This window comes from Streptomyces sp. NBC_01089, from assembly GCF_045162975.1.
Classification (GTDB): domain Bacteria; phylum Actinomycetota; class Actinomycetes; order Streptomycetales; family Streptomycetaceae; genus Streptomyces.
Window position 1 is genome coordinate 3,918,673 of sequence record NZ_CP108660.1, and the last position, 26,668, is coordinate 3,945,340.

23 protein-coding genes are annotated in these 26,668 nt (G+C 73.2%); 7 read left to right on the top strand and 16 right to left on the bottom strand.

Annotated elements, in window-relative coordinates:
- Positions 1–55: 55 nt before the first annotated feature.
- From OG510_RS17295 to OG510_RS17320, 6 genes are read right to left on the bottom strand one after another with little or no spacing between them, the layout of a single operon-like run.
- Complete coding sequence (locus OG510_RS17295; RefSeq protein WP_406137859.1) at positions 56–1,339, bottom strand: glycosyltransferase; 1,284 nt, start codon at positions 1,337–1,339, stop codon at positions 56–58.
- A complete protein-coding gene (locus OG510_RS17300; RefSeq protein WP_406137860.1) occupies positions 1,336–2,100 on the bottom strand; it encodes a polysaccharide deacetylase family protein in 765 nt (254 codons plus the stop codon). The genes OG510_RS17295 and OG510_RS17300 overlap by 4 nt, the downstream gene beginning before the upstream one ends.
- Positions 2,090–3,901 (bottom strand): murein biosynthesis integral membrane protein MurJ, encoded by a 1,812-nt coding sequence (gene murJ, locus OG510_RS17305; protein WP_406137862.1) that lies wholly within the window; start codon positions 3,899–3,901, stop codon positions 2,090–2,092. Before murJ ends, OG510_RS17300 begins: the two co-directional genes overlap by 11 nt.
- The gene (locus OG510_RS17310) at positions 3,898–5,295 is read right to left on the bottom strand and encodes an O-antigen ligase family protein (protein ID WP_406142428.1); all 1,398 of its coding nucleotides are present in this window, start codon (positions 5,293–5,295) and stop codon (positions 3,898–3,900) included. Before OG510_RS17310 ends, murJ begins: the two co-directional genes overlap by 4 nt.
- Positions 5,292–6,779: an exopolysaccharide biosynthesis polyprenyl glycosylphosphotransferase gene (locus OG510_RS17315; protein WP_406137864.1), complete on the bottom strand. Its 1,488-nt coding sequence runs from the start codon at positions 6,777–6,779 to the stop codon at positions 5,292–5,294. Before OG510_RS17315 ends, OG510_RS17310 begins: the two co-directional genes overlap by 4 nt.
- Entirely contained in the window at positions 6,776–7,903 is a 1,128-nt protein-coding gene (locus OG510_RS17320) for a glycosyltransferase family 4 protein (protein ID WP_406137866.1), read from the bottom strand. Before OG510_RS17320 ends, OG510_RS17315 begins: the two co-directional genes overlap by 4 nt.
- Positions 7,904–8,745: 842 nt before the next feature.
- Between OG510_RS17320 and OG510_RS17325 the strand changes: the two genes are divergently transcribed.
- From OG510_RS17325 to OG510_RS17335, 3 genes are all read left to right on the top strand, one after another.
- Positions 8,746–9,159 (top strand): rodlin, encoded by a 414-nt coding sequence (locus tag OG510_RS17325; RefSeq protein WP_164267689.1) that lies wholly within the window; start codon positions 8,746–8,748, stop codon positions 9,157–9,159.
- Positions 9,160–9,415: 256 nt separating this feature from the next.
- The gene (locus OG510_RS17330; RefSeq protein WP_406137868.1) at positions 9,416–9,649 is read left to right on the top strand and encodes a chaplin; all 234 of its coding nucleotides are present in this window, start codon (positions 9,416–9,418) and stop codon (positions 9,647–9,649) included.
- A 249-nt stretch (positions 9,650–9,898) separates the two neighbouring features.
- Entirely contained in the window at positions 9,899–10,198 is a 300-nt protein-coding gene (locus tag OG510_RS17335; protein ID WP_164267691.1) for a hypothetical protein, read from the top strand.
- A 153-nt stretch (positions 10,199–10,351) separates the two neighbouring features.
- Here the strand turns inward: OG510_RS17335 and OG510_RS17340 are convergent, their stop codons facing one another.
- Positions 10,352–10,591, bottom strand: coding sequence for a chaplin (locus OG510_RS17340; protein WP_406137870.1), 240 nt, complete (start codon positions 10,589–10,591; stop codon positions 10,352–10,354).
- Between the two features lie 280 nt (positions 10,592–10,871).
- On the opposite strand from OG510_RS17340, the gene OG510_RS17345 reads away from it, so the two are divergent.
- The gene (locus OG510_RS17345; RefSeq protein ID WP_164267693.1) at positions 10,872–11,285 is read left to right on the top strand and encodes a rodlin; all 414 of its coding nucleotides are present in this window, start codon (positions 10,872–10,874) and stop codon (positions 11,283–11,285) included.
- Positions 11,286–11,440: 155 nt separating this feature from the next.
- Here the strand turns inward: OG510_RS17345 and OG510_RS17350 are convergent, their stop codons facing one another.
- Complete coding sequence (locus OG510_RS17350) at positions 11,441–12,769, bottom strand: hypothetical protein (RefSeq protein ID WP_406137872.1); 1,329 nt, start codon at positions 12,767–12,769, stop codon at positions 11,441–11,443.
- Between the two features lie 283 nt (positions 12,770–13,052).
- Between OG510_RS17350 and OG510_RS17355 the strand changes: the two genes are divergently transcribed.
- Both OG510_RS17355 and OG510_RS17360 read left to right on the top strand, forming a co-directional pair.
- Positions 13,053–15,335 carry a heterodisulfide reductase-related iron-sulfur binding cluster gene (locus tag OG510_RS17355; RefSeq protein ID WP_406137874.1) on the top strand — a complete coding sequence of 761 codons (2,283 nt, stop codon included), beginning with the start codon at positions 13,053–13,055 and terminating at the stop codon, positions 15,333–15,335.
- Between the two features lie 184 nt (positions 15,336–15,519).
- The gene (locus tag OG510_RS17360) at positions 15,520–16,491 is read left to right on the top strand and encodes a YIP1 family protein (RefSeq protein WP_406137875.1); all 972 of its coding nucleotides are present in this window, start codon (positions 15,520–15,522) and stop codon (positions 16,489–16,491) included.
- Between the two features lie 118 nt (positions 16,492–16,609).
- Here the strand turns inward: OG510_RS17360 and OG510_RS17365 are convergent, their stop codons facing one another.
- From OG510_RS17365 to OG510_RS17400, 8 genes are all read right to left on the bottom strand, one after another.
- Positions 16,610–18,028 (bottom strand): NADase-type glycan-binding domain-containing protein, encoded by a 1,419-nt coding sequence (locus OG510_RS17365; RefSeq protein ID WP_406137877.1) that lies wholly within the window; start codon positions 18,026–18,028, stop codon positions 16,610–16,612.
- Entirely contained in the window at positions 18,025–18,600 is a 576-nt protein-coding gene (locus OG510_RS17370) for a phage tail protein (RefSeq protein WP_406137879.1), read from the bottom strand. Before OG510_RS17370 ends, OG510_RS17365 begins: the two co-directional genes overlap by 4 nt.
- Entirely contained in the window at positions 18,597–20,555 is a 1,959-nt protein-coding gene (locus OG510_RS17375; protein WP_406137880.1) for a putative baseplate assembly protein, read from the bottom strand. The genes OG510_RS17370 and OG510_RS17375 overlap by 4 nt, the downstream gene beginning before the upstream one ends.
- Complete coding sequence (locus OG510_RS17380; protein ID WP_164267369.1) at positions 20,555–20,992, bottom strand: GPW/gp25 family protein; 438 nt, start codon at positions 20,990–20,992, stop codon at positions 20,555–20,557. Before OG510_RS17380 ends, OG510_RS17375 begins: the two co-directional genes overlap by 1 nt.
- 1 nt (position 20,993) lies before the next feature.
- A complete protein-coding gene (locus OG510_RS17385; RefSeq protein ID WP_406137882.1) occupies positions 20,994–22,877 on the bottom strand; it encodes a VgrG-related protein in 1,884 nt (627 codons plus the stop codon).
- Complete coding sequence (locus OG510_RS17390; RefSeq protein ID WP_164267367.1) at positions 22,877–23,605, bottom strand: LysM peptidoglycan-binding domain-containing protein; 729 nt, start codon at positions 23,603–23,605, stop codon at positions 22,877–22,879. The genes OG510_RS17385 and OG510_RS17390 overlap by 1 nt, the downstream gene beginning before the upstream one ends.
- 12 nt (positions 23,606–23,617) lie before the next feature.
- Positions 23,618–24,043: a phage tail protein gene (locus OG510_RS17395; protein WP_164267372.1), complete on the bottom strand. Its 426-nt coding sequence runs from the start codon at positions 24,041–24,043 to the stop codon at positions 23,618–23,620.
- 122 nt (positions 24,044–24,165) lie between these two features.
- Positions 24,166–25,587: a hypothetical protein gene (locus tag OG510_RS17400; RefSeq protein ID WP_406137884.1), complete on the bottom strand. Its 1,422-nt coding sequence runs from the start codon at positions 25,585–25,587 to the stop codon at positions 24,166–24,168.
- Positions 25,588–26,122: 535 nt separating this feature from the next.
- Here OG510_RS17400 and OG510_RS17405 point away from each other — a divergent pair.
- Entirely contained in the window at positions 26,123–26,590 is a 468-nt protein-coding gene (locus OG510_RS17405; protein ID WP_406137886.1) for a hypothetical protein, read from the top strand.
- Positions 26,591–26,668 lie beyond the last annotated feature (78 nt).

The window sequence follows — 26,668 nt, forward strand, 5'->3', positions numbered from 1 at the left end:
CTTCGTCGGTGTCACGGGTGGTCGCGGAACGGGGCACGGGAGGGGGGAACGGGGGTCACGGGACAGGGGTCACGAACGGCCGGCGTACGCGCGGGACGGCCGGGGCCGCGGCGACCGTGCGGGCGTACACCCCGAGCAGACCGGCCGCGCTGCGCGCGATGTCGTAGTGGCCGACCACCGCCGGTGGCGCCAACCGCCGTGCCCCCAGGCTCAGTTGGTGGCGGAGCGCCGCCTCGATCTCGGCGGCGCCGCCCGGCACCCGTACCGCGCCCGGCACCGGTCCGGCCGACAGGTCGTCGAGCGCGGGGCAGACGGCGTACAGGACGGGAAGACCGGCGGCCAGCGCCTCGACGACAGCGAGCCCGAAGGACTCCTCGTCGGACGCGGAGACGAAGACGTCCGCCGCGTCCAGGACAGCGGGGACCGTCGGCCGGGCGGTCGGCCCGGAGGGCGGCCCAGCGGTCGTTCCGGCGTGCGGTCCAGCGGTCGGCCCGGCGGGCGGCCCGGTATGCGACCCGCCGGACAGCACGTCCGGCCGCCCGTCCGGCAGTGCGTCGGACAGCCCGTCCGGCAGTGCGTCGCACTCGCCGATGAGGTGGATGCGGTCACCGGCCCCGAGCTGCCCGGCGAGCGTGCGCAGCGCCTCCCGCTCCGGCCCGTCCCCGGCCAGCAGCAGTCTGACCTCCGGCAGCGCGGCGACCGCCCGTACCAGCAGGTCGAAGCGTTTGCCCGGCACCAGCCTGCCGACGCCGCCCACCACGAACGCGTCGGCCGGGATACCGAGCAGCTCCCGGGTGGCGGCCCTGACCCGCGGATCGTGCCGGAACCGCGCCCCGTCGATGCCGTTCGGTACGACATGGAGACGCGAGGCCGGCACGCCCCAGCCGCGCAGCCGGTCGGCGACCGTCGCCGACACCGCGACCGTCGCCGAGCCCAGCCGCTCGGTGCGCAGATACAGCGCGCGGGCGGACCGGGTGAGGGGGCGGCCCTCGATGTACCGCGCGCCCAGCGAGTGTTCGGTGGCGACCGTGGCGCGTACCCCGGCCAGCCGGGCGGCGATCCTGCCGTACACACAGGCCCGGTACAGATGGGTGTGGACCAGGTCGTACCGGCCGCGCCGGATCAGCCGGACCAGCCGGGGCAGCGCCGCGAGGTCGCGGTTGCCGCGCATCCCCAGGTGCGTGACGGAGATCCCGTCGGCGCGCAGCCCGTCGGCGACCGGGCCGGGGTTGGTGAGCGTGACCACATCGCACTCGACGGGCAACTGGCGCAGCAGCAGCCGCAGTTGCTGCTCGGCGCCGCCCACACCGAGGCCGGTGATGATGTGCAGGACCCTCATCGGCCGCCTCCGGCCCGCAGCTGCCGCAGCCGGTGGAGCGCCCGTTTGGTGCCCAGCCGCAGGCCGCGGTCCGCGTGGCTGATGTGGGTGCGGGCCAGCGCGTGGCCGCCGGCCAGCGGCCCGGGGGCGATGGCGCAGCCGTACGCGTAACCTGCGGCGCGCACGGCGTCGACGGTCCGCCGGTCGATGGTGCCGTACGGATAGCAGAAGCCCTCCGGCGCGACGCCGGTGATCCTGCGCAGGAGTTCGCGGCTCCCCCGGGTCTCCTCGCGCAGTTCGTCGTCGGCCGCGTCGGTGAGGTCCCGGTGGTAGAGGCCGTGCGAGCCGATCTCCATGCCGGCCGCGGCCGCGGCCCTGACGCCGTCCTCGGTGAGGAGCGGTTTGCGCGGCCCGAGCGCGTCCCAGACGTTCTCGCCGCCGAGCCTGCCGGGCAGCACGAACACGGTGGCCGTGCACCCGTGCCGCTTCAGCAGCGGCAGCGCGTGGTCGGTGAAGTCGCCGTAGCCGTCGTCGAAGGTCAGCCCGACGAGCCCGCGCCCGCGGCCCTCGGCGCGGGCGCGCAGCAGGGCCCCGACGCCGACACCGGTCAGCCCGGACCGCGCCAGTCGGCGCAGCTGGTGGTCGAGGCGCCCGGGGGCGACGGTGATGCCGTACGGGTCGTCGGTGGGGTCGGCCACCGAGTGGTACATGAGGATCCACGGCTGACTGCTGGATCCGGTCGATGGCGGGGCGGCGGCGTGTGGCGCCGTGTCAGCGGACATGACGGAACCTTTGCTTGGTGAGGTCGAGCAGGCCGACGACTTCGGGGGCGCGCAGCGCGAGTGCCGCTGCGGCGAACACACCGGGCACCAGCAGACAGCCGGCGGCCAGGCTGGGCAGCGCGCCGGGGACCAGCGGGGCGAGCAGCGTCCCCGCCGCGCAGGCGGCGACGGCCGCGGCGGACAGCCTGGCGAGCGTGAGGGCGACGCCGCGTACGTGGATGGAGACGACCCGCGAGCCGAGCCCGCGCAGCAGGAGCACGGCGGTGACGGTGATACCCAGCGCGTTGGAACCGGCGATGCCGTACACCCCCCACGGGCCGACGGTGAGTGCTCCGGCGACCGTGTTGACGAGGAGTCCGGCGGCCATCGCCGCGGCCGGGAACCAGGTGGGCCGCACCGCCGAGAAGAACGGCCTTCCCAGGGCGCCGACCAGGCACTGCCCGAGCAGCCCGAGCGCGTAGACCCGCATGATGGACGCCGTGGTCGCGGTGTCGCGGGCGCTGAACGCGCCGCGCTGGAAGAGGACTTCGATGATCTGCGGGGCGTAGGCCACGACGACCGCGGTGCCGGCCAGCACCACGACCCCGGCCAGCGCCAGATCGCGCTCGACCCGGCGCCGCGCCTGGTCGCCCTCGCCGTCGGCGACGGCCTTGGCGACCACAGGGAAGGTGACCGTGCAGATCATCAGCGACAGCATCATCGGCACCTGGGCGACCTTCTGCGCGTAGTTCAGGTGCGAGATCGCCCCGGCGGGCAGCGAGGCGGCCAGGAACCGCTCGACGAGGACCTGCGACTGGCGGCAGACGGTGAAGATGACGACGGGCGCGAGCACTCCGAGCACCGGCCGCGCGGTGCCGACGGCCGTGGCCGCGGCCGTGACCGTGACCGTGGCCGGGGCCGGGGCCGGGGCCGGGGCCGGGGCCGGGGCCGTGGCCGTGACCGTGGCCGGGGCCGGGGCCGGGGCCGGGGCCGGGGCCGGGGCCGGGGCGCCGATGAGCGTCCTCTCGCCGCGGTCGGCCGGGCGTACGGCCAGGTGTTTGACGAAGGCGGGCAGCTGGGCCAGCACCATCAGGACACTGCCCGCCGCGACCCCGGCGGCCGCGGCACGCACGCCCCACAGGGAGTGCAGCACCAGCATGGTGAGGATGATGCCGACGTTGTACGCCACATAGATCGTGGCGGGCGGCAGATAGCTGCGGTGCGCCCGCAGCGCCGCGCTGAGATAGCCGGTGATCCCGAACGAGAGCACGGTGAGGGCGGTCAGCCGGGTGCACTGGACGGCCACCTGCGGCTCGGCGAGCCCCGGCGCCAGAAGCTCCACGATCACCGGTGCACCCAGCACCAGGACCCCGGTGGTGCAGCCGAGCAGCACGAGAAGGCGCGGCAGGGTCGCGGAGACCAGGGCGCGTACGGGGTCGGGGTGTTCGCCCGCGGCGCGCCGGGCCAGCGCGTGACTGAACGCCGGGACGAGCACCAGCGCCATCGCGTCCTCGATGAGCAGCGTGGAGGCCATCTCCGGCACGGTCCAGGAGATCAGGAACGCGTCGCTGTCACTGCCCGCGCCGAAGAGATGCGCGATGCTCTGGTCCCGGACGAGACCGAGCACCGAACCGGCGATGGTCAGCGCCGCGGTGACCGCGGCCGCCCTGGCCAGCACCTTCCCGAGCCGGGGCGGTGCCTGCCGGACGGCGGGCGGCACAGGGCCCGCCGCTGACCGCACGGCCACCGCGGTACGGGCGGCGGCACGGCGGCGCGAACGGGTGCCGGTGGCTGTGCGGGTGCCGCTGGTCGTCTCGTTCATACGGCGCCCGGCGCTTCCTGACGGCCCCCCAGCGCCCACCAGGCGATCAGGCCGAAGACGATGCCGGTGAGCGCGGTGGAGGGGCCGCCGATGTCCGCGTAGAGGAAGTCGACCGTCTGCCACAGCATCAGCCCCACCGCCACGAGCCCGCAGTCGGCGGCCGCTCCGCGCCGTCTCCGCGCGCGGTACAGGCGGCGCGCCGCGCCCGCCAGGAGCGCGGCCCAGCTGCCGGCCAGCGCGGTGATCCCGATCAGGCCCTGTTCGCCGAGGACCAGCAGATACATGTTGTGCGGCGAGAGCAGCGGCTGGCGCTGGTAGGCGTGGCCTGCGCCCGCCGTGTCGGAGCCCGAGGAGAGCCCCAGCGAGGCGTGGCCGTCGCGGTACGCGGGAAATCCCTTGAGGCCGACGCCCGTCGCGGGCTCGTCGCGCCACATGCCGACCGCCGCCGCCCACATCGTGTACCGGTCGGTGACCGACTGGTCGGGGGCGGCCGTGACCTGGGTGATCGAGCCGAGCCGTTCGGTGATGAGCTGCGAGCCGACCCCGAATCCGCCGACGAGCACCACCGCGACCGCGACCACGACCGCCAGGGCGCGGACCGCCGTACGCAGTCCGGCGAGCAGGACGACGGCGAGCACCGCGACCACGGTGGCGATCCACGAGCCGCGGCTGAAGGAGAACGCGAGGGGCAGCACCAGCGCCACCGCCGCGGCGAGCGCGGCCGGGCGCACCCAGCGGGGCGCGCCGGGCGGCGGACGCAGCGCGAGTCCGGTGGCGACGACCATCCCGAACGCCACGGTGGTGGCCATGCCCATGATGTCGGTGGGGCCGAAGGTGCCGACGGCCCGGATGTCGGAGCCCATGTACGAGGCGCCGCTGCCGGTCGCGTACTGCCAGACGCCGAACCCGCCCTGGACCAGCGCGAGTACGACGAAGGCTCCGGCCACGAACCGGAAGTCGCCGGCGTCCCTGAGCAGCAGCACGACGGCCGCCGGCACCAGCACGAACACCTGGACGTACCGCACGAACCCGGGGAGCGCGGCCACCGGATCGGCCGCGGTCACGGTGGCCACGGCCAGCCCCACGACCGGCACACCGAGGACGGCGGCGGCGGCCGGGCTCAGCGGACGCGGCCTGCCGCGCAGCATCCGTACCGCGCAGTACAGCACCAGGAACGCCGAAGCCACGTCGGCGACCGAGATGTTGGTGGAGGTGCTGGCCCCGTTCCCGTACTCGACGGGGACGGCCAGCAGCAGGACGGGCGCGGCCACCGGCAGCACCGGCCACCAGCGGGCGAGCCGGCGCCCGAGGCATACGGCGAGCGGCGCGGCGGCGGGCGGTGCGGTGCGCGGCCGGGGCACCGCGGGGGCCTGGGTGAGGGCCGTCACGGTCAGCTGCCCCCCAGCCGGAAGAGCGAGCCGGCGGTCCTGGCCAGGATGCAGATGTCCTGCCAGAGCGACCAGCTGTCGATGTAGTGGTTGTCGAAGCGGGCCCGGTCCTCGATGGAGGTGTCCCCGCGCAGTCCGCTGATCTGGGCGAGCCCGGTGATCCCGACCGGCATCCGGTGTCTGGACCGGTAGCCGGGGTGGCAGCCGGAGAACTTCGTGACGAAGTAGGGCCGTTCGGGCCGCGGGCCGACCAGGCTCATGTCACCGCGCAGTACGTTCCACAGCTGCGGCAGCTCATCGAGCGAGGTCCGCCGCAGCAGGCTGCCCGCGCCGCTCATCCGGTGGTCCCTGGCGACGCTCCACCGGGTCGCCGACTCGTGGTCGTCGGCGGGGCGCAGCGTACGGAACTTGAGCAGGGTGAAGGCGCGCCCGTCCATGCCGACCCGTTCCTGCCGGAAGATGACGCCGGGCCCGTCGGAGATCCGTACGGCCAGCGCGCACAGCCCCATCACGGGAGCCGCCGCGATCAGGACCAGGGCGGCGAGCGAGGTGTCGAGGGCGCGTTTGCCCCAGCGGCTCACGCGGTGGCCGGGCACGGCCAGCGGCCGCACGGCGAACCCCCACAAGTGGTCGGCGGACACGGTGCGCCGGCCGGGCCCCGACGTGTCGACGAGCCACAGCTGGACGCCGTACTCGCCGAGCAGCCGCACGAGGGACGGGTCGTCGGCGGTGGCACCGCCGGGACCGACGAACAGGGCGTGGCGGACCGTGGTCTGGATGACGGCCCGGCCGATCTCCTCATGGGCCGCGAGCACGGGCAGTACGGAACTCCCGTCCCCTGCGGCGGATCCGGCGTCGGTGGCGGCCCCGGTCTCCACAAGTCCCACCGGCCGCATGCCGTACGCCGGGTGCGCGTAGAGCGCGGCACTGATCTGGTGGGCGGTGGCGCCGCCGCCGACGATCAGCGTCGACTGCCCGCGCCGGGCGGCGGTGGCACGCGCCAGCCGGTGGACCGCGCCGCGGACCGCGCAGCCGGTGAGGGTCTGCGCGGTGACCGCGGTGGCGAGGACCGTCCAGTCGAGGATGCGCCAGGGCGCGAGGGCCGCGAAGCAGGCGGCCGCGGTGCACCACAGGACGAGCGCATGGCCGAGCAGCGCGGGCAGTTCGAGCAGCGCCGACGCGGAGAGGCGCCGCCGGTAGAGGCCGCCGTGCAGGTGCAGGGCCAGATGCAGCGCGAGCATCGGTACGAGGACCAGCGGCGCCGGGCCCGGCCCGGGCACCAGCGCGCAGGTGGCGGCCAGGGCGAGCGTGTCACCCGCGATCAGCGGGGCGACCGTACGGGCCCGCCGCCGTCCGGCCGGCCGGGCCGGCTCGGGGCGGGGGCCCTCCGCGCCGCGCGGCGGGTGGATCGCGGGCACGGGCTGCTGCACGGCCGTGCCGGGGCCGCCGCTCCGGCCCGCGTGGGGAGCATGTGCGCTGTCCGTCGTCATGGGCTGATGCGCTCCCTCGTCGTGGATTGGGGCGGGCTCGTGGTGGATGGGGGCAGGCCGGTGAGCCGGCGGTACAGCCCCGAGACCGCGGTGGCCGTGTGCCGCACATCGAAGTTCGCCCGCGCGTGGGCCCCGGCCTCGCGGCCGAGCGTGTCCCGCAGCCGGGCGTCGGCCAGCAGCTTCCCGACCGCGCGGGCCAGCGCGTGCGGGTCGTCCGGCGGGACGAGCCCGTGCCGGTGGTGCCCGGGCGGCAGGCTCTCCCGGGCGCCGCTCACATCGGTGAGGACGACGGGCCGCCCGCAGGCCATCGCTTCGAGCGGGGCGAGCGCCATGCCCTCCCAGCGGGACGGCAGGACGACGAGGTCGGCGGCGCGCAGCCAGTCGCACGGCCCGTCGACCGCGCCGGCGAACAGCACACCGGGCGGCGCTGTTCTGGTCAGCCGCGCCCGGTCGGGTCCGTCGCCGACGAGCACCAGCCGGGCCGCGGGCGCCGCACGGAGGATCTCCGGCCAGGCCCGCAGGAGTACGTCCTGGCCCTTCTGGCGGCAGAGCCTGCCCACACAGACGACGAAGGGCCCCGACCCCAAGGCCCCTTCCCCTGAACCGGGTTGGGGCCCGACGCCGCCGTCGGGGCGGAACTCACCGAGGTCGACGCCGTTACGGATCACCGCCCACCTGGCGGCGATCCCGGCCGCCTCACCGGCCCGCCGTTCCGCCTCACTGACGCACAGGACGCGGTCGGCCCACCGGGCCGCGTACCGCTCCCAGGCCAGCGCGAGGCGCGCGGTCGGGCCGCCGACCGCGTCGAACGACCAGGCGTGCGGCTGGAAGACCGTCGGGACGCGCCCCCGTACGGCGAGGCGGGCGGCCAGACCGGCCTTGGAGCTGTGCGCGTGCACCACATCGGGGCGGCTCGCACGGATCAGCCGGGCGGCGGCAGCGGTCTCGGCGGCCAGCCCGGGACCGGGCGCCCGGCCGGCCGGCCAGGGGCGGACGTCGGCCCCTGACCCGGCGAGCACCGACGCCAGACCGGCGCCGGGCGGACAGCCCACAACTACTCTGATTCCTTCGGCCACTTGTGCCCGCACCAGGTCGGTGACCACGCGGGCGACTCCGCCGTCCACCGGCTGCACGAGATGAAATACCGTCAGCGGGCGTCCGGGAGAATTGTTTTCTGGCAGCACGTGTGCGGCTCTCTTAGTACCTGGCCCGGAGATCGGTTTCCCCGGGATGCGCGGAGCTGATGGCTCAGCGGCGGGAATCCGTCTGCACCGCGGGCGCACCGGGGCAATTCCCTTGGCTTTCGGCCGGGAAGTGGAAGTACGGGCTGTCCGAACCGCGGGGGAGAACGGGCCGCGGGGCGAATGGGCCGGAGCCGTGGCCCGCCCGAGGAGGGCCGGCGGAACGCGCCACGCAGGGCTGTGTGCCCAAGCCGTACGGCACAGCGAGACCCGTCGTTTCCCGCATGACTGGCTCTCCCGTCTCCACAAATGCGACCAACCGGACCAAGCAGGAGTGCACTTTGTCAGAAAGCGGGGTGGAAATCATGACGGACTCGCGCATACCGCCGTACGGCAGTTGGCCCGAATGCCCTGAATCCCCTTGTGGCGGTGGGCAATAGGCCCGCCATTTGCCAGGAAAGGTCTCCAACGGGTGACGGCGCGTACCCGGCGGGAACAGCGTTCGTTGAACGCGTGCGGAAATGCGGGGCCCCTGAAGCAAGAGCGCGGGGAGCGCCGGATTTTCCCGGCAGGGCGAGATGCACCCCAGAGGCACCCCGCTTCCCCGCAGCCCGCCACCGGCGGAGACCGCGCAGCACGGCGCACCCCGCGCGCAGGGGGCTCACTCCAGCGGGCCGCCGCACTCGTGCGCTACGGCAATCGAGTGAAGGGGCGGAACCAAACTCAGCCCCCGGAGTTGATCAGGGTGCTCCACTTCCGGGCAAAAATGCAGAAAAGGGACCACAGTGATCAAGAAGATTCTGGCCACCGCAGCCGTCACCGCCTCGATCGTCGGCGCCGGTGCGACCCTGGCCCCGCAGGCCATGGCCATCGGTAACGACGGTGGCACCACCTCCGCCAGCGGCAACGGCGCCGAGCAGGCGTTCGGCAACTCGGCCACCAACGGTGCCCAGAGCCCGCAGCTCAGCCTGGTCCAGGGCTCGCTGAACAAGCCCTGCCTCGGCGTTCCGGTCAAGGCCAACGTGGGCTCCCTCGTCGGCCTGGTCCCGGTCGCCGTTCAGGACATCCCGGTCCTGTCCTCGCCGCAGAACCAGCAGTGCACCGAGAACTCCACCCAGGCGAAGGGCGACGAGGCCCTGTCGCACATCCTGGACAACATCCCGGTCCTCTCGGGCAACGGTGCGGCGAACCAGGGCTGATCCCCTCGCAGCTCCCACGTGGCCGCCGCAGACAGGACGTTGCGGCGGCCACGCGTGTGTCCGCACCGGGCGCACGCCTCCCGGCCGGCCGGGACGCCGAAAGCATTCGGGTCGATTTGCCGCCCGGACCCGCGTACGGAGTTTCCCCGCGGCGCACCGGTCGTTAGCAGTCCTGCAGTGGTGTTCATGAAAAGGCAACTGGACACGCGTCGCGACGGTCGTGGACGCGGGAGACACCGCTGCGGGAAGGATCGACATGAAGTTCAAGAAGGCTGCTGTTCTCGCCGCCGGCGTCATGATGGCCCTGGGCGCCGCTGCGCCCGCCATGGCCGACTCGGGCGCGGAGGGTGCGGCCATCGGCTCGCCCGGCGTCCTCTCTGGCAACGTCATCCAGGTTCCGATTCACATCCCGGTGAACCTGTGCGGCAACAGCGTCGACATCATCGCGCTGCTCAACCCGGCGCTCGGCAACACCTGCGTCAACAAGTGACGTAGGGCTCTCCCTCACGGGCGAGTCACGGAAGCGGCCCCGCCGGGTATCGCATGACCCGGCGGGGCCGCTTCCGTCCGTGGAATTCCGTCTGGGGAACGGGGCGCAGAAACGCTCGCCGTCCTGGGGTTTCTCCCACCCGGCGGGATCGTTAGCCACGGTGCAGGCGGCGCACCGGCACCTTTCACCGACGGTGCCCGGCGCGAGAGTCGCAGCTGTGAACAGCGCCGCCGGAGAAAGGTATTCGACATGAAGTACTCAAAGGTCGCCGCTGTCGTCGCCGGTTCCATGATGGCGATCGGCGCGGGCGCGGCCGCGGCCACCCCCGCGTTCGCCGCCGAGCCCCCCGCCATGCCCCCCATGAGCCTCAACGGCGGACTCGACCAGGCCACGCAGTCGCTTCAGCAGGGGGCGGCCGTCCCGGTGGCCGCGGTCGCCGACACCGCGACGAGCCTGGCGACCGGCAAGGCCGACGCGGGCGAGCAGGTCCTGGGCCTCGCCCGCCAGGCCACCCCGATGCTGGGCGGCGTGCAGCTGGGCAACCAGTAACAGCCCTGCTCGACCGGCGGCAGTCCCGCTCCGGCCCGCTCCCGGCAGCGCCCGTGACGCGAAAGTGGCGGTACCCGCATCAGCTGCGGGTACCGCCACTTCTGCTGTCCGGTCCGCGGGCCCGGCCTCGGCCGGGCCCGCAGGATCAGAGCGTCAGTTGTTGACGCAGGTGTTGCCGAACGCCGGGTTCAGCAGACCGATGACGTTGACGGTGTTGCCGCACAGGTTCACCGGGATGTGGACCGGCACCTGGACCTCGTTGCCGGAGATGACACCCGGGGAGCCCACGGCCGCGCCCCCGGCGCCGGCGTCGGCGAACGCGGAGCCGGCGGCGCCGCCGGCGGCGAGGCCCGCGGTGGCAAGGACGAGAGCTGCCTTCTTGGCAGTGTTCATGGGAGTTGCACCTTCTCTTCGATGTTGTGCCCTGAATCAGGACCCACTCGATTCGCAACGAACGACCGGGGGCCACGACACGGCCCGGCGGCCCATGGAACCTGTTCGGCCCAATTCCGGCCCGACGCGCAAACCCCCCGGTCACCGGGCCCGTCAACCCGCTTCCCGCACACCTGCGACAAGAAGCCATATGAGTGAAGCGCCGGAACCAATCGCCGGTCCGGCAGTTGATCAGAGCGCTCCGGAAGCGGGCACTCGTGTGACAACCGAAGGACGCGAAATGATCAAGAAGGCTATGGCCACTGCGGCGGCCACCCTCACGATGGCAGGCGCCGGCGCGATGATGGCGTCGCCGGCCATGGCAGTCGGCCACGACGGCGGCACCACGTCGCTGAGCGGCAACGGTGCCCAGCAGGCGTTCGGCAACTCGGCCACGTACGGCAACATGAGCCCGCAGATCGGCCTCATCCAGGGCTCGCTCAACAAGCCCTGCATCGCCCTGCCGGCCAAGGCCAACCTCGGCTCCCTCGTCGGCGTGGTCCCGGTCTCCGTCCAGGACATCCCGATCCTGTCGTCGCCGCAGACCCAGCAGTGCACCGAGAACTCCACCCAGGCCAAGGGTGACGAGGCCCTGTCGCACCTCCTGGACAACGTGCCGATCCTCTCGGGCAACGGCGCCGGGAACGGCCGCTGATCAGCGCCGCTCCTCCGACCTCCGGACACTGACGTCCTGGTGGAGCACTGAAGGGGCCCCGGTGACAGCTCGCGCTGCCACCGGGGCCCCTTCATGTCTGCCTGTTCATGTCTGCCTGCCCGCCGGTTCGCGGCTGCCTGTTCACGCCTGCCGGTTCACGACTGCCGGAACAGCACCCCGTCGCCCGGCACCGGTGGCGGGACCGCCGTGTAGCCGGGCGGCGGAGCGCACCGCTCCCCCCGTGTCTGCAGGCCGACGCAGTCCGGCGCGTACGCCCCCGCCCCTTCGAGCAGCCGGTCCTCGTGGCCGGGCGCCCGCAGCCGTACGAACAGCCGCTCGCCCGGCGCGGTCACCGCGTCCCACAGCGCGTCGAGCCTGTGGCCACCGTCCGGGCCGTTCCCGTCACCCAGCGCGTAAGGGAGTACGGACCACCCGGGGTCGCCCGCCGCGCGCCGCGCCAGTTGTTCGCGCGGCCCGGGCAGCACCTCGAAGGAGACGACGCGCCCCCGGTAGCCGGCCCGGCGCAGCCCCGTCACATACGCCCCGTCGTCCGCGGCCGTGTCGAGGACGAGGTCGATCTCGGCGTCGGCCAGCAGCTGGACGAGTTCGCGGTACGGGCCGCGCCCCCGGTGCCGTTCGCGCGCCGCGGCCCGCAGGAAGCGTGCGTGGCTCAGCGCCGCGGCCTGCCACCGCTGCCACCGGGCGCGCGGCGGAGCGGGGCGGGCGCCGCCGTGGACGAGGGTGAAGGCCGGGCCGGCCGCGACGTACACCGCGGGGTGTCCGGCGGCGAGGCGGGCGGCCGCGCGGTGCTGCCGGGCGGTGTCGGATCCGCCGATCCAGACGAGCCGGGCGCCGCTCTCCCGGATGCGGGCCGCAAGCGCCGTCCACTCGTCGGCGGTTGCCGTCCGGCCGGGCAGCGGGGCGGCGCCCGCGACCCGTGCGTCGGGGTAGCGCACCAGGATTTCGGCGGTCAGCCCGGCACCGGCACCGGCCGGGCTGCCGGTGCCGGTCGCGGTGGCGGTGCCGGTGGCGGTGCCGGTGCCGGTGCCGGTGCCAGTGCCGGTGGCTGTTCCGTGCGCCGGGGCGTTCTCCGCTCCGGGCGGCTGTCCGAGCAGATAGTGGCCGAGCCCTTCGCGCTGTCCGGCGCGGACGGTGTCGAGCAGCAGGTCCGGCCCGTACACCCGGGCCGCGGGCCGCCCGCCCGGCCGCACCGTCCGGGCGGTGCCGCCGCCTGCGGGGAGGTTGAGCGCCGCCGAGCGCAGCAGCCGCTGGAGCCCGGGGTCGCGGTCGGCGTCCGCGAGGGTGGCGGTCCCGCAGAGGTGGACGTCCGCCGCCGTTCCCCGTACCGCGAGGCGTACGAGTGTCCGCGCGGCGGCCGCCGGGGTGAGCGGGGTGAGCGGGATTCCGGCGCTGCGGACGGTGCGGGGCGGGCCGCCGCCGGGAGGGGCCGGGGGGCCGTCGGTACGGGAGATCGCCTGGCTCATGCGCCGCCCATCGGTTGCGGTATCGGGGTGATGCCACCGGGGCATCCAGCTCGCACGGTCCACAAGTTAGTTCGTTATGCACCACTATGCGGTGAGTAACACGATTGGACGGCAGACATCCGATGAGGACACCCTGAGCGACGCAGATCACCGCCTGCCCTGGTACATCGCAGTGGGATAAGTGGGTACTCTCAGCAACGGACTGCATTAAGTTACTGCTTAGTAATCACTTGAGAATCACTGTCACCACTGGATCCCCACCTCGCAGGCCCGAGGAGCCCCCATGCAACTCGCCGCGATCATTGTGTCGCTGGTACTCGCCGTGGTCGGTGTCGCGCTGTTCGCCCGAGCCATCGCCCAGATCTACCGCTCCGTGCGGCTCGGTCAGGACGTGCCCGCAGGCACCCGCACCGACGAACCCGCACAGCGCACGATCACGGTGGTCAAGGAGTTCCTCGGCCACACCAGGATGAACCGCTGGGGCATCATCGGGTTCGCGCACTGGTTCGTAGCGGTCGGCTTCTTCTCGCTCGTGCTGACCCTGATCAACGCCCTCGGCCAGCTCTTCAAGGCCGACTGGGTCCTGCCGGTCATCGGCCACTGGCTGCCGTACGAGATGTTCGTCGAGTTCATCGGTGTGATGACGACGCTCGGCATCCTCGTCCTGATCGTGATCCGTCAGCTGTCGAAGCCGGACCGGCCGGGCCGCAAGTCCCGGTTCGCGGGCTCCAACTTCGGCCAGGCGTACTTCGTCGAGGCCGTCATCCTCATCATCGGCCTGGCGATCTACTCGCTGCGCGGACTCGAGGGCGCGCTGGCCGGCGTACACGGCTACGACGCCGCGTACTTCCTCTCGTACCCGCTGGTCGCGGCCTTCCGCGGGACCAGCGTCCCGACGCTGCAGAACATGATCTACCTGACCGCGATGATCAAGATCGGGACGTCCTTCATCTGGATGATCGTGGTCGGGCTCAAGACGGACATGGGTGTCGCCTGGCACCGCTTCCTCGCCTTCCCGAACATCTGGTTCAAGCGCGACGCGCAGGGCGGTGTCGCCCTCGGCGCGCTGCTGCCGATGACGTCGGCCGGCAAGGAGATCGACTTCGAGGACCCGGGCGAGGACGACGTGTTCGGCGTCTCGCAGGTCGAGCACTTCTCCTGGAAGGGCCTGCTGGACTTCTCCACCTGCACCGAGTGCGGCCGCTGCCAGTCGCAGTGCCCCGCCTGGAACACCGGCAAGCCCCTCTCGCCGAAGCTCCTCATCATGTCGCTGCGCGACCACGCGCACGCCAAGGCGCCGTATCTGCTCGCCGGCGGCGGCAAGAACATGGAGGGCGAGGAGCAGGCCACCGATGAGCAGCTCAAGGACGTGCCGGCCGCGGCTCTCGCCGAGGCCGAGCGCCCGCTGATCGGCACCCTCGAGGAGAACGGCGTCATCGACCCGGACGTCCTGTGGTCCTGCACCACCTGCGGTGCGTGCGTGGAGCAGTGCCCGGTCGACATCGAGCACATCGACCACATCGTCGACATGCGCCGCTACCAGGTGATGATCGAGTCCGCGTTCCCGTCCGAGGCGGGCACGATGCTCAAGAACCTGGAGAAGAAGGGCAACCCCTGGGGGCTTGCCAAGAAGCAGCGCGTCGAGTGGACCAAGGAGGTCGACTTCGACGTCCCCGTGGTCGGCAAGGACGTCGAGGACCTCACCGAGGTCGACTACCTCTACTGGGTCGGCTGCGCGGGCGCCCTGGAGGACCGGGCGAAGAAGACCACCAAGGCGTTCGCCGAGCTGCTGCACATCGCGGGCGTCAAGTTCGCGATCATGGGCGGCGACGAGAAGTGCACCGGTGACTCCGCCCGCCGCCTGGGCAACGAGCCGCTGTTCCAGCAGCTCGGCCAGGAGAACGTCGCGATGCTGAACATGGCGTACGGCGAGTCCTTCGACGACGACGGCAACGTGGACGAGTCGACCAAGAAGCCCAAGGCGACGAAGAAGATCGTCGCGACCTGCCCGCACTGCTTCAACACCATCGCCAACGAGTACCCGCAGCTCGGCGGCGAGTACGAGGTCATCCACCACACGCAGCTGCTCCAGCACCTCATCGACGAGGGCAAGCTCATCCCCGTCACCCCGGTCGAGGGTCTGATCACCTACCACGACCCCTGCTACCTGGGCCGCCACAACAAGGTCTACACACCGCCCCGCGAGATCATCGCGAAGGTGCCGGGCCTGCGCAGCGAGGAGATGCACCGGCACAAGGAGCGCGGCTTCTGCTGCGGGGCCGGCGGCGCCCGGATGTGGATGGAGGAGCGCATCGGCAAGCGCATCAACAACGAGCGCGTCGACGAGGCACTCTCCCTCAACCCGGACATCGTCTCCACGGCCTGCCCGTTCTGCCTGGTGATGCTCACCGACTCGGTCAACGGCAAGAAGAACGACGGCAAGGCCAAGGAGTCGCTCCAGGTGGTCGATGTGGCCCAGCTGCTGCTCGACTCGGTGAAGCTCCCCGCCGACCCGGCGGACGACCCGGCCGACGAGGACGCACCGGAGCCTGAGCCGGTGAAGTAACGCAGCGAGTACGCGAGCGAAGGGCCGGGGCCGCCGTCGGGCGGCCCCGGCCCTTCGCTCTGCCCCAGGGGCCGTCGCCCCCCTAGGGGCCGTCCCCTGGGGGATGTCACAGGTCGGCCGCAAAGCACCGCCTGTTCTCCCAGGTCGGACCCCCGGTCGGCCGGAAGCAGGTACGTTCGAAAGCGTGGCTGGATTCAGGATCGGACGCGGCCGGGACAACCGCACGTCGCAACAGAACCCGCAGGGTCAGCAGCGGGGACCGCAACGGCAGGCGCCGCAGCAGCAGCCGTACGGCAGGCAGGCACCGCCTCCGCCGTACGGTGGCGCTGCCGCGCCCCAGCCGTCCCCCCAGCGTGCGCAGCAGCACCAGTGGCCCCCGCAGGCCCAGCAGCCGTACGGCGAGCCGGAGTACTTCGGGGACCCGTACCCGGCGCAGGGGCCGGGGCCTGCCGACCCGTACCAGGGCCGGCAGGGCGGGTACGGCGGGCCGCCCGTCGACCCGTACGCGAACAGCGCGGACAGCCCAGGGCACACCCAGGCGTTCAGCATCGGCGATGACCCGTACGGCGACGGCAACACCTACCGGGCCGGGCAGACCGCCGCGCCGCCCGTGGGGCCGCGGCTGCACTGGAAGGAACTGCTGCGGGGCATCGTGATGCGCCCGGGGCCGACGTTCTGGCAGATGCGCGACCACAAGGTGTGGGGCCCCGCGCTGACCGTCACGCTCATCTACGGGATGCTGGCGCTCTTCGGCTTCGACCAGGCCCGTGAGGACGCCGTCCACGCGACGCTGTCGAACGCCGTCCCGTACGTCCTGACGACCGGGGTCGCCTTCGTCATCGGGAGTCTGCTGCTGGGCGCTGTGACCCATACGCTGGCGCGTCAGCTCGGCGGCGACGGCGCGTGGCAGCCGACCGTGGGCCTCTCCATGCTGATCATGTCGATCACGGACGCGCCCCGGCTGCTCTTCGCGGTCTTCCTGGGCGGCGAGAACGGCTTCGTCCAGATCCTGGGCTGGGTGACCTGGATCGCGGCGGGCGCGCTGTTCACGTCCATGGTGAGCAAGTCGCACGACCTGCCGTGGCCGAAGGCGCTGGCCGCTTCGTCGATCCAGCTGATCGCCCTGCTGTCGCTGCTGAAGCTCGGCACGCTCTGACGCCCCCTTGGCGCCCCCTGAGGCGCCTCTGAGGCGCCGACAGCGCTGAGGCCACCCGGATGGGTTCACCGGGTGGCCTCAGCGCTGTGACGGGAACGGGCGTGCCCGTCCGGGCGGTTCAGGAGGAGTGGGACCGTCCGAAGAACTCGACCTCGGCGATCGCGACCTGCTTCTTGTCCGAGATCCCGTAGCCCGTGCGCAGGACGAAGCGGACCGATGAGACCGTCCCGACGCGGAAGTCGAAGGTCTGCGGGCCGGCGCCCTGGTCGAGGTTGAGATGCTGCACGACCTGCTTGCCGCTCGCCTGGGTGACGATCGCGTCGATGCGGTGCGGACGGGCGGTCTTCGAGAGGTCCTGGGGCTGGACGGAGATACCGGGCGTGATGATGATGTTGAGCAGCCGGACCGGGTCCTGGAAGGTGGCCTGGACCCACTCGCCGCGGCCGTCCTGCGAACGGCCGGGCTCCCAGTAGGTGTTGTTGAGCCCGTCGAACACCTTGCCCGCGGTGTGGTCGGCGAAGGACCGGGACGCCTTGGGGTCGTCCACGTTGATGGCGGCGCGCTTGGCGAAGTGGTCGCCGATCGCCTGGACCGCCGCACCGGTGTTGAGCGCGCCCCAGATGACGAGCCCGAGAGCGGCGGCCGCCGCGAGCCAGCGCACGATCCAGCCGAACCCGCTGCGCAGCCGGGGCCGGTCACCGGCCCACGGCACCTCCCGGTTGCCCGCGCGCAGCCTGCGCCACCACGGGAGCCTGGCCGGACCCTCCGGGCGCTCCGCCATGCTCATGCCACATCGGCGGCAGAAGTGGCGGTCGGGCCTGTTACCGGTGGCGCACCAGGGGCAGGCGTAGCCGCCGGCGCCGTCGGGCTCGGCGGCCGGGCCCTGGACGAGCGGGCGCGAGGTCTCCGGGCGGCCCGGCAGCACGGGTGCGACGGACGGTGCGTCCGGGTTGCGCCGTTCCGGGTCGGCCACGGGGACGAGCAGGGCCCGTGCGCGGTCGGCCGCTGCCGCCGCCGCCGCGGCCCGGTCCGCCTCGCTGTCCTGCGCGGGGGGCGCGTCCCAGCCGGGGGTGGCCCCGCCGGGGCGGGGCGCCGGGACATCCGGGCCGCCGCCGGCCGGGGCCGCGCCGCTCGATGCCGCGTAGCCCGGGGTGGCGTCCGGTGCTGTGTACGGCGCCGGGTAGTCCGGGGCGCCGAAGCCGGGCGCCTGATTGCTCCGGTCCTGGTCGCCGCGGTCCGGGGCCGGGGCCGCCGGCGCGCGGTCCTGCGCGTCGGACGTGCCCGGGGCGTCCTGCGGCCTGCGGCCGCCGTCCCGTACGACCGGGGTCGGCAGGGTGCTCGGCTCGTCGTCGTCTTCGGCCGCCGGGGGCGGCGGGTCGGCGGGCGCCGCGGCCCGTTCGGCCGGGGACCAGCTGAGGACGGCGCCGCAGCCTTCGCAGAACGAGTGCCCGGGCGTCGAAGGCGTACCGCACTCGGCGCACGTACGGGTCCGCTCCCGCGTCCGTCCCGGGTCGGCACCTGGGGGCTGAGTGGTCATTTGCCGGGGGTCCTTTCGGCCGCGGTCACCTGGACCGTGAAGGGCATGTGGGCGGGGCGGGCGGCTTCGACGAGGCTTTCCAGCCGGTGCTGGTCACCGGGGGCCGGATGGGGCAGCGCCAACGACACGTGCAGGCTCGGGCGCCGTCCGCCGGGGACGGGCCCGAGCGGGCGGGCGTCCCAGTCGGCCGCGCCGCTCTCGGCGATCACCGGCTCGACGCCGAACGTCAGCCGGATCACCTCGGCGAGACCGCGCCGGGTGCCGCGGATGCGGTGCAGATGGGCGGCGGCGGCCACGGCGGCCCTGAGTACGGCTTCGCCCTCCTGCCCACCGAGGCGTTCGGCGCCGTCCGTCTCGGCGCCGACCCACTCCGCGAGCCAGCGGGTGAAGTCGGCGGGCGCCAGCGACGGGGTGAAGTAGGAGTCGAGGCAGTCGAGGACGTTGTGGATCGGCGCGAGGATGTCGTCGAGACCGGCGACGAAGCGCTGCGCCAGCTCGTCGTCGGCGAACACCGCGGGAAGCATCAGGCCCAGCGGCGCCGACGAGCCCAGACCGTCGACGGAGCCCCTCATGACCCGTCCCCGATGACCCGGACCCGGTGGTCGAACGAGAAGACCAGCGCCGGGGCTTCGAGGTCGATCCGCTCGGTCGCGTCGCCGCGCTTGCCGGTCAGCGGGTCGGCCGGGTGCAGCAGCACCTGGTCCACCAGCTCCACACCCGGTACCCGCTGGAGGACCGCGAAGATCTCACCGGACTGCACCGGGCGCCCGAACGGCCACCCCGTGCCGTGCGCGCCGCCGGTCAGCGGGTCGAGGTGCCGGTAGAGCGCCTCGTGCGCCTGCCGCCTGACCTTGTCGGTGTCGGCGCCGCGGAAGGCGTGCACGGTCGCGACGACGGTGATGCCCTGGTAGAAGGGCGGACCCACCGCCAGCCGGGTACCGAGCAGCCGCCGCTCGTCCAGATAACGGGTGATGCGCTCCAGCAGCGCGTCGCCGGGCACCAGTTGCTCGAACCGCAGCCAGCCGCCCGGGTCGGGCACCGCCTGCGGCACGACCAGGACCCGCACCGCATGGGCGCCGTGCTCGTCCGACTTGCCTTCGAGGCAGGTGATACGGGCGGTCTCCGGGGCCGCGCGCCGGGCCAGTTCCTCGTAGTCGCGCAGGGTCACCGCACGGTCCTGGGCGCGCAGCGTGATCGGGGCGCGGGCCTTGGCCTCCTCGACGGTCTCCCCGTCGACCCCACCCCTGGCCGCTTCGCGGTTGATGACCTCGGAGACGTACGGGACGGAGTTGCGCAGCACCTGCACGGCGCCGCGGGCGACATTGCCGTGCCGTCCGCCGCCGGTCCGGTAGCTGCGCGCGCGGATGACGGCGCCCTTCGGCGGCACCGCGCCGTACTGCCGCATGGTGCCGTCGGCCTCGCGTACGGAGGGGCCGAAGGCTATCTCGCCGGTGGCCGCGTCCAGGGTCAGATGGCGGTCGTCGGGTCCGGAAGCGGCGAAGTGCGGGACGACGTCCCAGTCGACCCAGCCGTCGCGCTCGGCGATCTGCAGGTTCAGCGGCGGTACGTCGCCGACGATCGGGGCGGCGGCGAGCCGCAGCCGCTGGCCGGGCAGGCCGCTGGACTCCCCGAGCGCCTCGTCGCGCACGGTCTCGGCGTGCACGGCGCCCGTGGTGCCGCCGATGGTGAACGCCTCGGCCGAACGCACGGTGGGCGACGTCGTGTAGAAGGGCTGCCCGGTGGCGGGTTCGGTGACCCGGCAGCGCAGCCAGCCCGCCTCGCGGCGCCCGGAACGGGACTTGGTGTGGCCGCCGGGGACGTGCAGGACGACTTCGCCCGGCCGGTTGAGACCGCCGGTGCCGTCCCGGTCGACCTCGCAGGCGGTCCAGCCGTCCTCGGTCCACGCCTCCCAGACCAGCGGGGGCTGGCGGGGGTCGACACCGACACCGTCGACACGGCTGTCGAGGGTCAGCGCCACCGCGCAGCGCGGGACGGCCGCGGTCAGGCCGAACATCAGGCAGTCGCCGGGCTGCGGCGACTCGGAGAAGCAGAGCAGGTCCTTGGCCTCGGCCAGCTCGGACGTACGGTCGGCGGCGGTCTCACCGTTGCGCTGGACCACCAGATACGCCAACTCGCACGAGTAGACGGTCAGTTCGCGCTCGGTGGCGAAGACCACCGCCTCCTCGCTCTCGGTGCGGGCGGTGGCGACCTCGGTGCCGACGGGCAGCCGTACCGCCTCGTCCAGCGGCGCCGACAGCCAGAAGGTGACGTCGGTGCGCGCCGCCGACGGCGGGAAGAGGGTGATCCCGATCAGGTCGAGGAAGGCGAGGTGGTTCTTCTCGGGGACGCGGTTGAGCCGGTAGACGATCTGGTCGGCCATGTGCGCGACCGTCTCGACGAGCGTGACCCCCGGGTCGGACACGTTGTGGTCCGTCCACTCCGGGGCGCGCTGCTGGATGTAGCGCTTGGCGTCGTCGACGAACTGCTGGAAGCGGCGGTCGTCGAGGTGGGGAGAGGGCAGTGCCATCAGCGTTCGCTTTCGGTGGCCGGTCCCGCATCCGAGGACGGCTCGTCGTGGGAGGGAATCGTGTAGAACGGGAAGACCAGGCTGCGCGGGTTGTTGGTGCCGCGGATCGAGTACCGGACGTCGATGAAGAGCACGCCCTGTTCGTCCCCGGCACTCACCTCGACATCCTCCACCTCGATGCGCGGCTCCCAGCGGTCGAGGCTCACGTACACCTCGTGCTGGATGCGGCCGGCCGTCGCCTCGTTGACCGGGGCGAAGACCATGTCGTGGATGGCGCAGCCGAAGTCCGGGCGCATGGGGCGTTCGCCCGGGGCGGTGGCGAGGACCAGCCTGATGGCCTCCTCGACCTCGCGCTCCCCGCTGACCATGGCGATGCCACCGGTGGGGCCGATGCGCAGGGGGAACGCCCAGCCGGTGCCGACGAATTGCTCTGCCATATCAGACCACCGGCAAGTCGTTGGCGGTGACGACGCCCATCAGCGCCACGCTGACGGCCTTGATCCCGATGTTCGCGACCGCGTTGAGCTGGATGCTGCCGACCGCGTCGATGGTCGCCAGACCGCCGACGTTCATGCCCAGTTCGCCGCCCGCCTCCATGTTGAGCGCACCCGCCGCCTTCGCGTTGATGACCGAACCCGTCAGGTCGAGCATCCCACCACTCATGATGGAGATCTTGCCGCCCGCCTTCAACGACAGGTCCTTCCCCGCCTCGACGGACACCGACCGGGTGCCCTTGATGGTGACGGAGCCCTTGCTGTCGACGGTGATCTCGGTCTTGGTGCGGTCCAGATTGATGGTCAGCCGGTCGTCGCCGCTGCTGATGCGGACCCCGCGCTTGCCGCCGGTCCGCTGGTCGAGCAGGTCGACCCGGTTGTTGCTGCGGTCGGCCAGGGTGTGCCGGGTGGCCCGGCCGCTGGTGCGGTCGTACGGCTGGACGTCGTTGGTGCCCGGCTTGTCCTTGCCGTTGTAGAGGCCGCCGATCACGAACGGGTGGTCGAGCGCGCCCCGGTCGAAGGCCACCAGCACCTCGTCCCCGGCGTCGGGCGCGATGAGACCGCCGCCCTTGAGCCCGCCGAACTGCACGGTACGCGTCCAGTCGCTGGTGTACATGTCGTCGAGCCACGGGAAGCGCAGCTTGACGCGGCCCTGCTTCAGCGGGTCCTTGATGTCGGTGACCAGCGCGTTGGCGACGCTGGGCAGCCGGACCGACGGGCTCGCCCCGCCCGACGTCAGCCCGTACGTCGAACGCCACTGGCGGCCGCTGACCGTCAGGAACGTCTCGTAGTGCCGGCCGTCACCGAAGGTGTGACGGGCCGCCGTCACCGTGTACTTGCCCTCGAACGGGTCGCCCACATCCGCGAGCGCGACCGGCACACCGGGCCGCAGCTTGGGGTTGCCGCGGACCGTCACCTCCAGCTCGGCGAAGGCCGCGGTGACGTCGTCGGCGAGGGCCGAAGCGGCGTTCTTCACCTCGCTCTGCTTGTCGTACGGGGTGTCCGTCTCGACGATCGTGGCGGGGCCGAACTTGCTGCTGGCCTTCGCGGGCGAAGTGCCGATGGATATCCCGGGGTTGGAGGTGGCGGGCGACTTGCCGACGAGGTCGCGCTTGGCGGTCACGTCCCAGCCGCGCGCCTCGACCTTGGCCACCTGATCCGCGGAGGTCACCGCGGCGCGGCAGCGCAGGATGTCGACCCCGGCCTCCAGGACGTACGGGCTCTTCTCGCTCGGTGTGCTCACCGGCGGGGCGCCGGACGCCGGGTCGGGCTTCGCGAACTGGAACTCGCCCTTGGAGTCGACGGACATCACCCGCTCGTTCTCGTCGGCGAGCCGGCACAGGAAGTCCCAGTCGGTGACGTTGGCCTGGGTGATGTACTCGTAGATGCCCTTCGTGGCATCGATGGTGCCGATCGGGAGCTTGTCCTGGCCGGCGAGCTTGCGGGCGATGTCGGACGCCGTCATGTTCCGGTATCCGATCACCCGGCGCTGGCGCAGCATCCGGTGACCGCCGTCGTAGCCGCGGATGACCGTCCTGGTGCCGGTGCCGTCGTAGTCGATCTCCAGGCCGGTGATCTCACCGGTGATCAGCGGGGACTGGGCCCCCTGGCCGTCGGCGACCGGCGCGATGACGGTCTTCTTGCCGATGTCGGCCCCGGATTCGGAGAGCACCTTCTTCTTGGGGTCGCGGAAGGTGAGCTCGAAGGCGCCCGGCACCCCCGCGCCGAAGTCGACCCAGCCCCCGACGAGCAGCGAGGCGAGCTCCTTCGTCAGCGGCGCCCCGCCGATCGTGACATGGAGGACGTTGGAGTAGCCGATCTTGGTCATCAGTGGCCGACCTCTTCGGCAGCGGGAAGCATGAGTTCGGTGCCGGGGCTCAACTGACCGGGGTTGTCGATACCGTTGGCCTCGGCGATGGTCCGCCAGACGGTGGCGTCACCGTACTCGCGCCAGGCGAGGAACTGGAGCGAGTCACCGGCGACGACCCGGTGCACCCGGCGTGCGGTGAGCGCCCCGGATGTGGGGTTCTGCCCGGCGGTCTTGCTCGGGATCTCGTGCAGATGCACCTGGCAGGTGGCCCGGATCGGCACACCCGTGGTGCTGAAGAGGCTGTACGAGGCGTCGACCGAGCTGACGTACGCGGTGAAACGCGCGGTGGAGAACGCGCCCCACTGGAAGACCACCCACGGCGTCGACGGCTGCTTCGCCGCGATGCTGGCCGAGGTCGTCTCGCAGCAGGAGAAGAGCGCTTCGACGTTCTTCCGTACGTCGTTGCTGTCCGGCTCGTCGGAGCTGTCGAGGAACACCTCGACCGTCATCTCACGGGGTTCGGGCCCCATGAACTCCGGCACAGCGCCGTCGCGCACCGCCGCCGTGGGGGTGGTCTTCCACTGGGCGCGGCGGCTCAGCGCCAGCTGCGACGGGTTGAAGTCGAAGTTGAACGTGCGGATCAGCCCGCCGGGCGTGGTGCTGTAGCCGACGGGCGGCTGGTGGATCGCCAGCGTCGCCCGCACCAGGCTCTTGCCCGCGCCGCCCTTGCCTCCGGTGCTCGCCATCTGCGCGGCCCCCTAGTCCGTGAATCCGTGGTGGGTGATCTCCAGGGTCTCAGTGGCCACCGAGGGACTGGAAGGGTTCAGCGAAGGTCCGCGCCAGCTCACCGGCAGCACGTCGATCAGACCCCAGCGGGCGACCAGCGAACCGTCGGCGCGCAGCGCGGAGATCTGTGCGGTGGGCCGGGTGACGCCGGTGGTGATGGAGGAGATCCAGCGCGCGACCTTCGCCGTGTCCGGGGTGAGCGGGCGGGTCAGCGTGATGTTGGAGAACGTGACCCGGGACGGCAGCTGCCAGACGAAGCCGTTGTTGCCGCCCTCCTGCCGCTGCTCGATCTCCACCTGGGAGGAGAGCCCTTCGCAGCCGTTGAACGTACCCAGGCTCTCTCCGTCGATGGACAGGCTGAAGAAGATGGTGGAGCCGGGATCCTGGTCCTGGGGCATCGGGTGCGGCGTTCCTTCCTGCGGTCGGTGCGGGTGGTGCGGTCGTGCGGTTCTGCGATGGTGCCGGTGGTGCGGTCCTGCGGGTCGTGCCGTCCTGCCATGGTGCGCCGGGGCGGTCGCCGTCAGCGCCGGGGGTCCCGGAGTCTGCCGATCCGTTCACGGTCCATGCGCAGTTCCGTCCTCAACAGCCGGGTGATCGGCCCCATCAGCCGGTGGGTGAGCTCGTCCACCTGGCCGTCGGAGAGGTCCCGGGCGTCGAACCTGCTGCCGGTCTCCTCGGTGGCGCCGTCGCAGCGCGGGCCGTTGTTGAGGCTCGGCGCCACCGCACTGTACGGCGGAGGGTTCTCGGCCCGCTCGGTGTACGGGGGCGGAGGTGCGCCTCCCCCGCCGTTGCCGGAGCCGCCCGACGAGTTCTGGGTCGTGAAGTTGACGGCCGAGAGCTGCGGCGGAACGGGCGCGGGCGCCTTCACCAGCTGGGGCGGATTCGACCCGTGCGATGTCGGGGTGCCGGGCGCCCGCTGCACCGGCAGCGCCGCGGGCGCCGCCGCGGCCGCCGTACGGCCGAGGGTGACGACCGGTGTGGCCTGGCGCCCCGTGGTGTCCGGCGCCGCGGGGGCTCCCGGCGCGGGCGGCGTGGACCTGGCGGTGAGCGGGGCCGGTGCGGTGGCGGTGGAGTTCATGGCCGTGGTGTTCATGGCTGGGGAGTTCATGGCCGTGGGTGCGGACGGTGTCGCCTGCGAGACGGCCGCGCGCTGCACGGGCAGCGGCGGGAACGCCTCGGCGACCCCGCTGAACCGGAGGTCGCCCGCCCCGCGCCGCACCGGGGCGCCGTCGTCGTGGGCCGAGCCCTGGCCGGAGCCCGGTACGCCGCCGACGGCTGCCGGACCCTGCGCGACGGGGGCCACCGGGCCCGGGGCCGACGCGCGTTGCAGCGGCGCCGGGAACCCGGCGGGCTGCTGGGCGGACACCGTGGCCGGGCCCGACGGGCCGCCCGGAAGGGGCGCCGAAGGTGCCGGGGCCGACAGGTCGGCCGAGCGCTGTACGGGGCGCGCCACCGGCGTCGCACCGGGCGCCCCTGCCGGTCCCGAGGCACCGGGCACGCTGCGCAGCGGCGCGGGCGCACCGGGCCCGGAAGGGGACACGGCGCTGCGCTGGACCACCGGTTCGCCTGAGCCGGAAGGACGGGCCACGGGCAGCGGGGCCGGGGAACTCCCGGGCGTGGCAGCCCGGTTCGGCTCCGGCAGAGCCTGCGGTACGGGCATGCCGGGGGCTGCGGAACGCTGGACGGCCGCCGCCTCACCGGTCTCGGGGCGGTTGTCCGCCACCGGGAGGGCGGCAGCACCGGGCTCGGGCGCCAGGGGGCGGAGCGGCGCCGCACCCGGTGCGCTCTGCTGCGGGGCTGCGCCCGAGGGCTTGAACGGCGTCTGCACGGCGCGCGCCGGAGCCAGCGGGCGTACGGCGGGCGCGGGCGCAGCGGCGGCCCGCCGTGCCGAGGGCGCGGTGGGCGCCGAGGCCGCGGTGGGTGCGGTGGGTGCGGTAGGCACCGAGGGTGCGGCGGACGCCGACGGCGCGGCGGCAGAGGACGGGCCTGCGGGCGCTCGCTGCACGACCGGAGGCGCCGCGGCCGGTCCGACACCGCTGCCGGAGGCGGCTGTTGACGAAGCGTCAGCGGTGTTACGGGCGACCGGCCCGCCTGCGGGCGCGGACGGATACTCCGGCTTGGACGTGGGCGCCGGGGCGGGTCCCGGCGCAGCGGCGGATGACGCGCCCGTCGTACCGCTCCCCGCTGAGCCGGCATCCTGACCACCAGGGGCCGGGGCTGCGGGCGTGGCGGTGGCGGGCTTGGCCGCGGTGGGTGCGGCGGCAGAGGGTCCGGCGGCGGGGGGCGTGGCGGCGGCCCGCTGCACGGGCGCGGGGGCGGCCTTGCCGCCCGGCGCGCTGTCCTGCTTCCGCTGCAACGGAGTTGGCCCCTTCGTCTCTGCGGCCACCGGTCGCGACCCCGACGGCGGCCCGGCCAGCGGCGCCCCGAGCAGGGGCCTGCGGCGGGCAGCGGGAGCCGGTGAGGCGGGGGTGGCGGGCGTGGCGGCCCCACTGCCCGTACCGCTGCCGCCTCCGGTCGCACGCCTCTGTACGGGCGCGGACGCGGCCGGGGACGACTGGCCCGGCGCCGTGGACGAGGGCCGCGGCCGGGAAGCCTCACTGGACGAGCCGGACGGAGCCGACGGGCCGGACGAGCCGGACGGAGCCGACGCGGCTGACGAAGCGGACGGGGCCGACGCAGCCGACGGGGACGTGGAGCCGGAGCCCGTCGTCCCCGCGCCGCCGGACGGCGAAGTGCCGCCCGTCCCGGCCTGGTTGGGCCCGTCGCCTGCCGGTGTGGCGCCCTGGGCGTCGGGGGTTGACGTGGGCGGCCCGAGCCTGCTGGAGCGCACCGGCTGCGGCGCCCCGGCCGCTCCGGAACCGGCCGCAGCGCTGCCGCGTACCGGCGTACCGAGTCCGCCCGTCCGGCCGGAGCCGGACGCCGGGGCGGGCGCCGTCGAACGCTGAACGGGGGCGGGGCCGGTCTGCGCCCGCACCGCACGCTCGGGTGTCATGGACCGCTGAACGGAGCGTTCCTGCGCGGCA

Coding starts and splice junctions, on each gene's coding strand:
- OG510_RS17295 (WP_406137859.1), bottom strand. CDS start 1,339: ATGAGGGTCCTGCACATCATCACCGGCCTCGGTGTGGGCGGCGCCGAG.
- OG510_RS17300 (WP_406137860.1), bottom strand. CDS start 2,100: ATGTCCGCTGACACGGCGCCACACGCCGCCGCCCCGCCATCGACCGGA.
- murJ (WP_406137862.1), bottom strand. CDS start 3,901: ATGAACGAGACGACCAGCGGCACCCGCACAGCCACCGGCACCCGTTCG.
- OG510_RS17315 (WP_406137864.1), bottom strand. CDS start 6,779: ATGACGACGGACAGCGCACATGCTCCCCACGCGGGCCGGAGCGGCGGC.
- OG510_RS17330 (WP_406137868.1), top strand. CDS start 9,416: ATGAAGTTCAAGAAGGCTGCTGTTCTCGCCGCCGGCGTCATGATGGCC.
- OG510_RS17335 (WP_164267691.1), top strand. CDS start 9,899: ATGAAGTACTCAAAGGTCGCCGCTGTCGTCGCCGGTTCCATGATGGCG.
- OG510_RS17340 (WP_406137870.1), bottom strand. CDS start 10,591: ATGAACACTGCCAAGAAGGCAGCTCTCGTCCTTGCCACCGCGGGCCTC.
- OG510_RS17345 (WP_164267693.1), top strand. CDS start 10,872: ATGATCAAGAAGGCTATGGCCACTGCGGCGGCCACCCTCACGATGGCA.
- OG510_RS17350 (WP_406137872.1), bottom strand. CDS start 12,769: ATGAGCCAGGCGATCTCCCGTACCGACGGCCCCCCGGCCCCTCCCGGC.
- OG510_RS17355 (WP_406137874.1), top strand. CDS start 13,053: ATGCAACTCGCCGCGATCATTGTGTCGCTGGTACTCGCCGTGGTCGGT.
- OG510_RS17365 (WP_406137877.1), bottom strand. CDS start 18,028: ATGACCACTCAGCCCCCAGGTGCCGACCCGGGACGGACGCGGGAGCGG.
- OG510_RS17370 (WP_406137879.1), bottom strand. CDS start 18,600: ATGAGGGGCTCCGTCGACGGTCTGGGCTCGTCGGCGCCGCTGGGCCTG.
- OG510_RS17375 (WP_406137880.1), bottom strand. CDS start 20,555: ATGGCACTGCCCTCTCCCCACCTCGACGACCGCCGCTTCCAGCAGTTC.
- OG510_RS17380 (WP_164267369.1), bottom strand. CDS start 20,992: ATGGCAGAGCAATTCGTCGGCACCGGCTGGGCGTTCCCCCTGCGCATC.
- OG510_RS17385 (WP_406137882.1), bottom strand. CDS start 22,877: ATGACCAAGATCGGCTACTCCAACGTCCTCCATGTCACGATCGGCGGG.
- OG510_RS17390 (WP_164267367.1), bottom strand. CDS start 23,605: ATGGCGAGCACCGGAGGCAAGGGCGGCGCGGGCAAGAGCCTGGTGCGG.
- OG510_RS17395 (WP_164267372.1), bottom strand. CDS start 24,043: ATGCCCCAGGACCAGGATCCCGGCTCCACCATCTTCTTCAGCCTGTCC.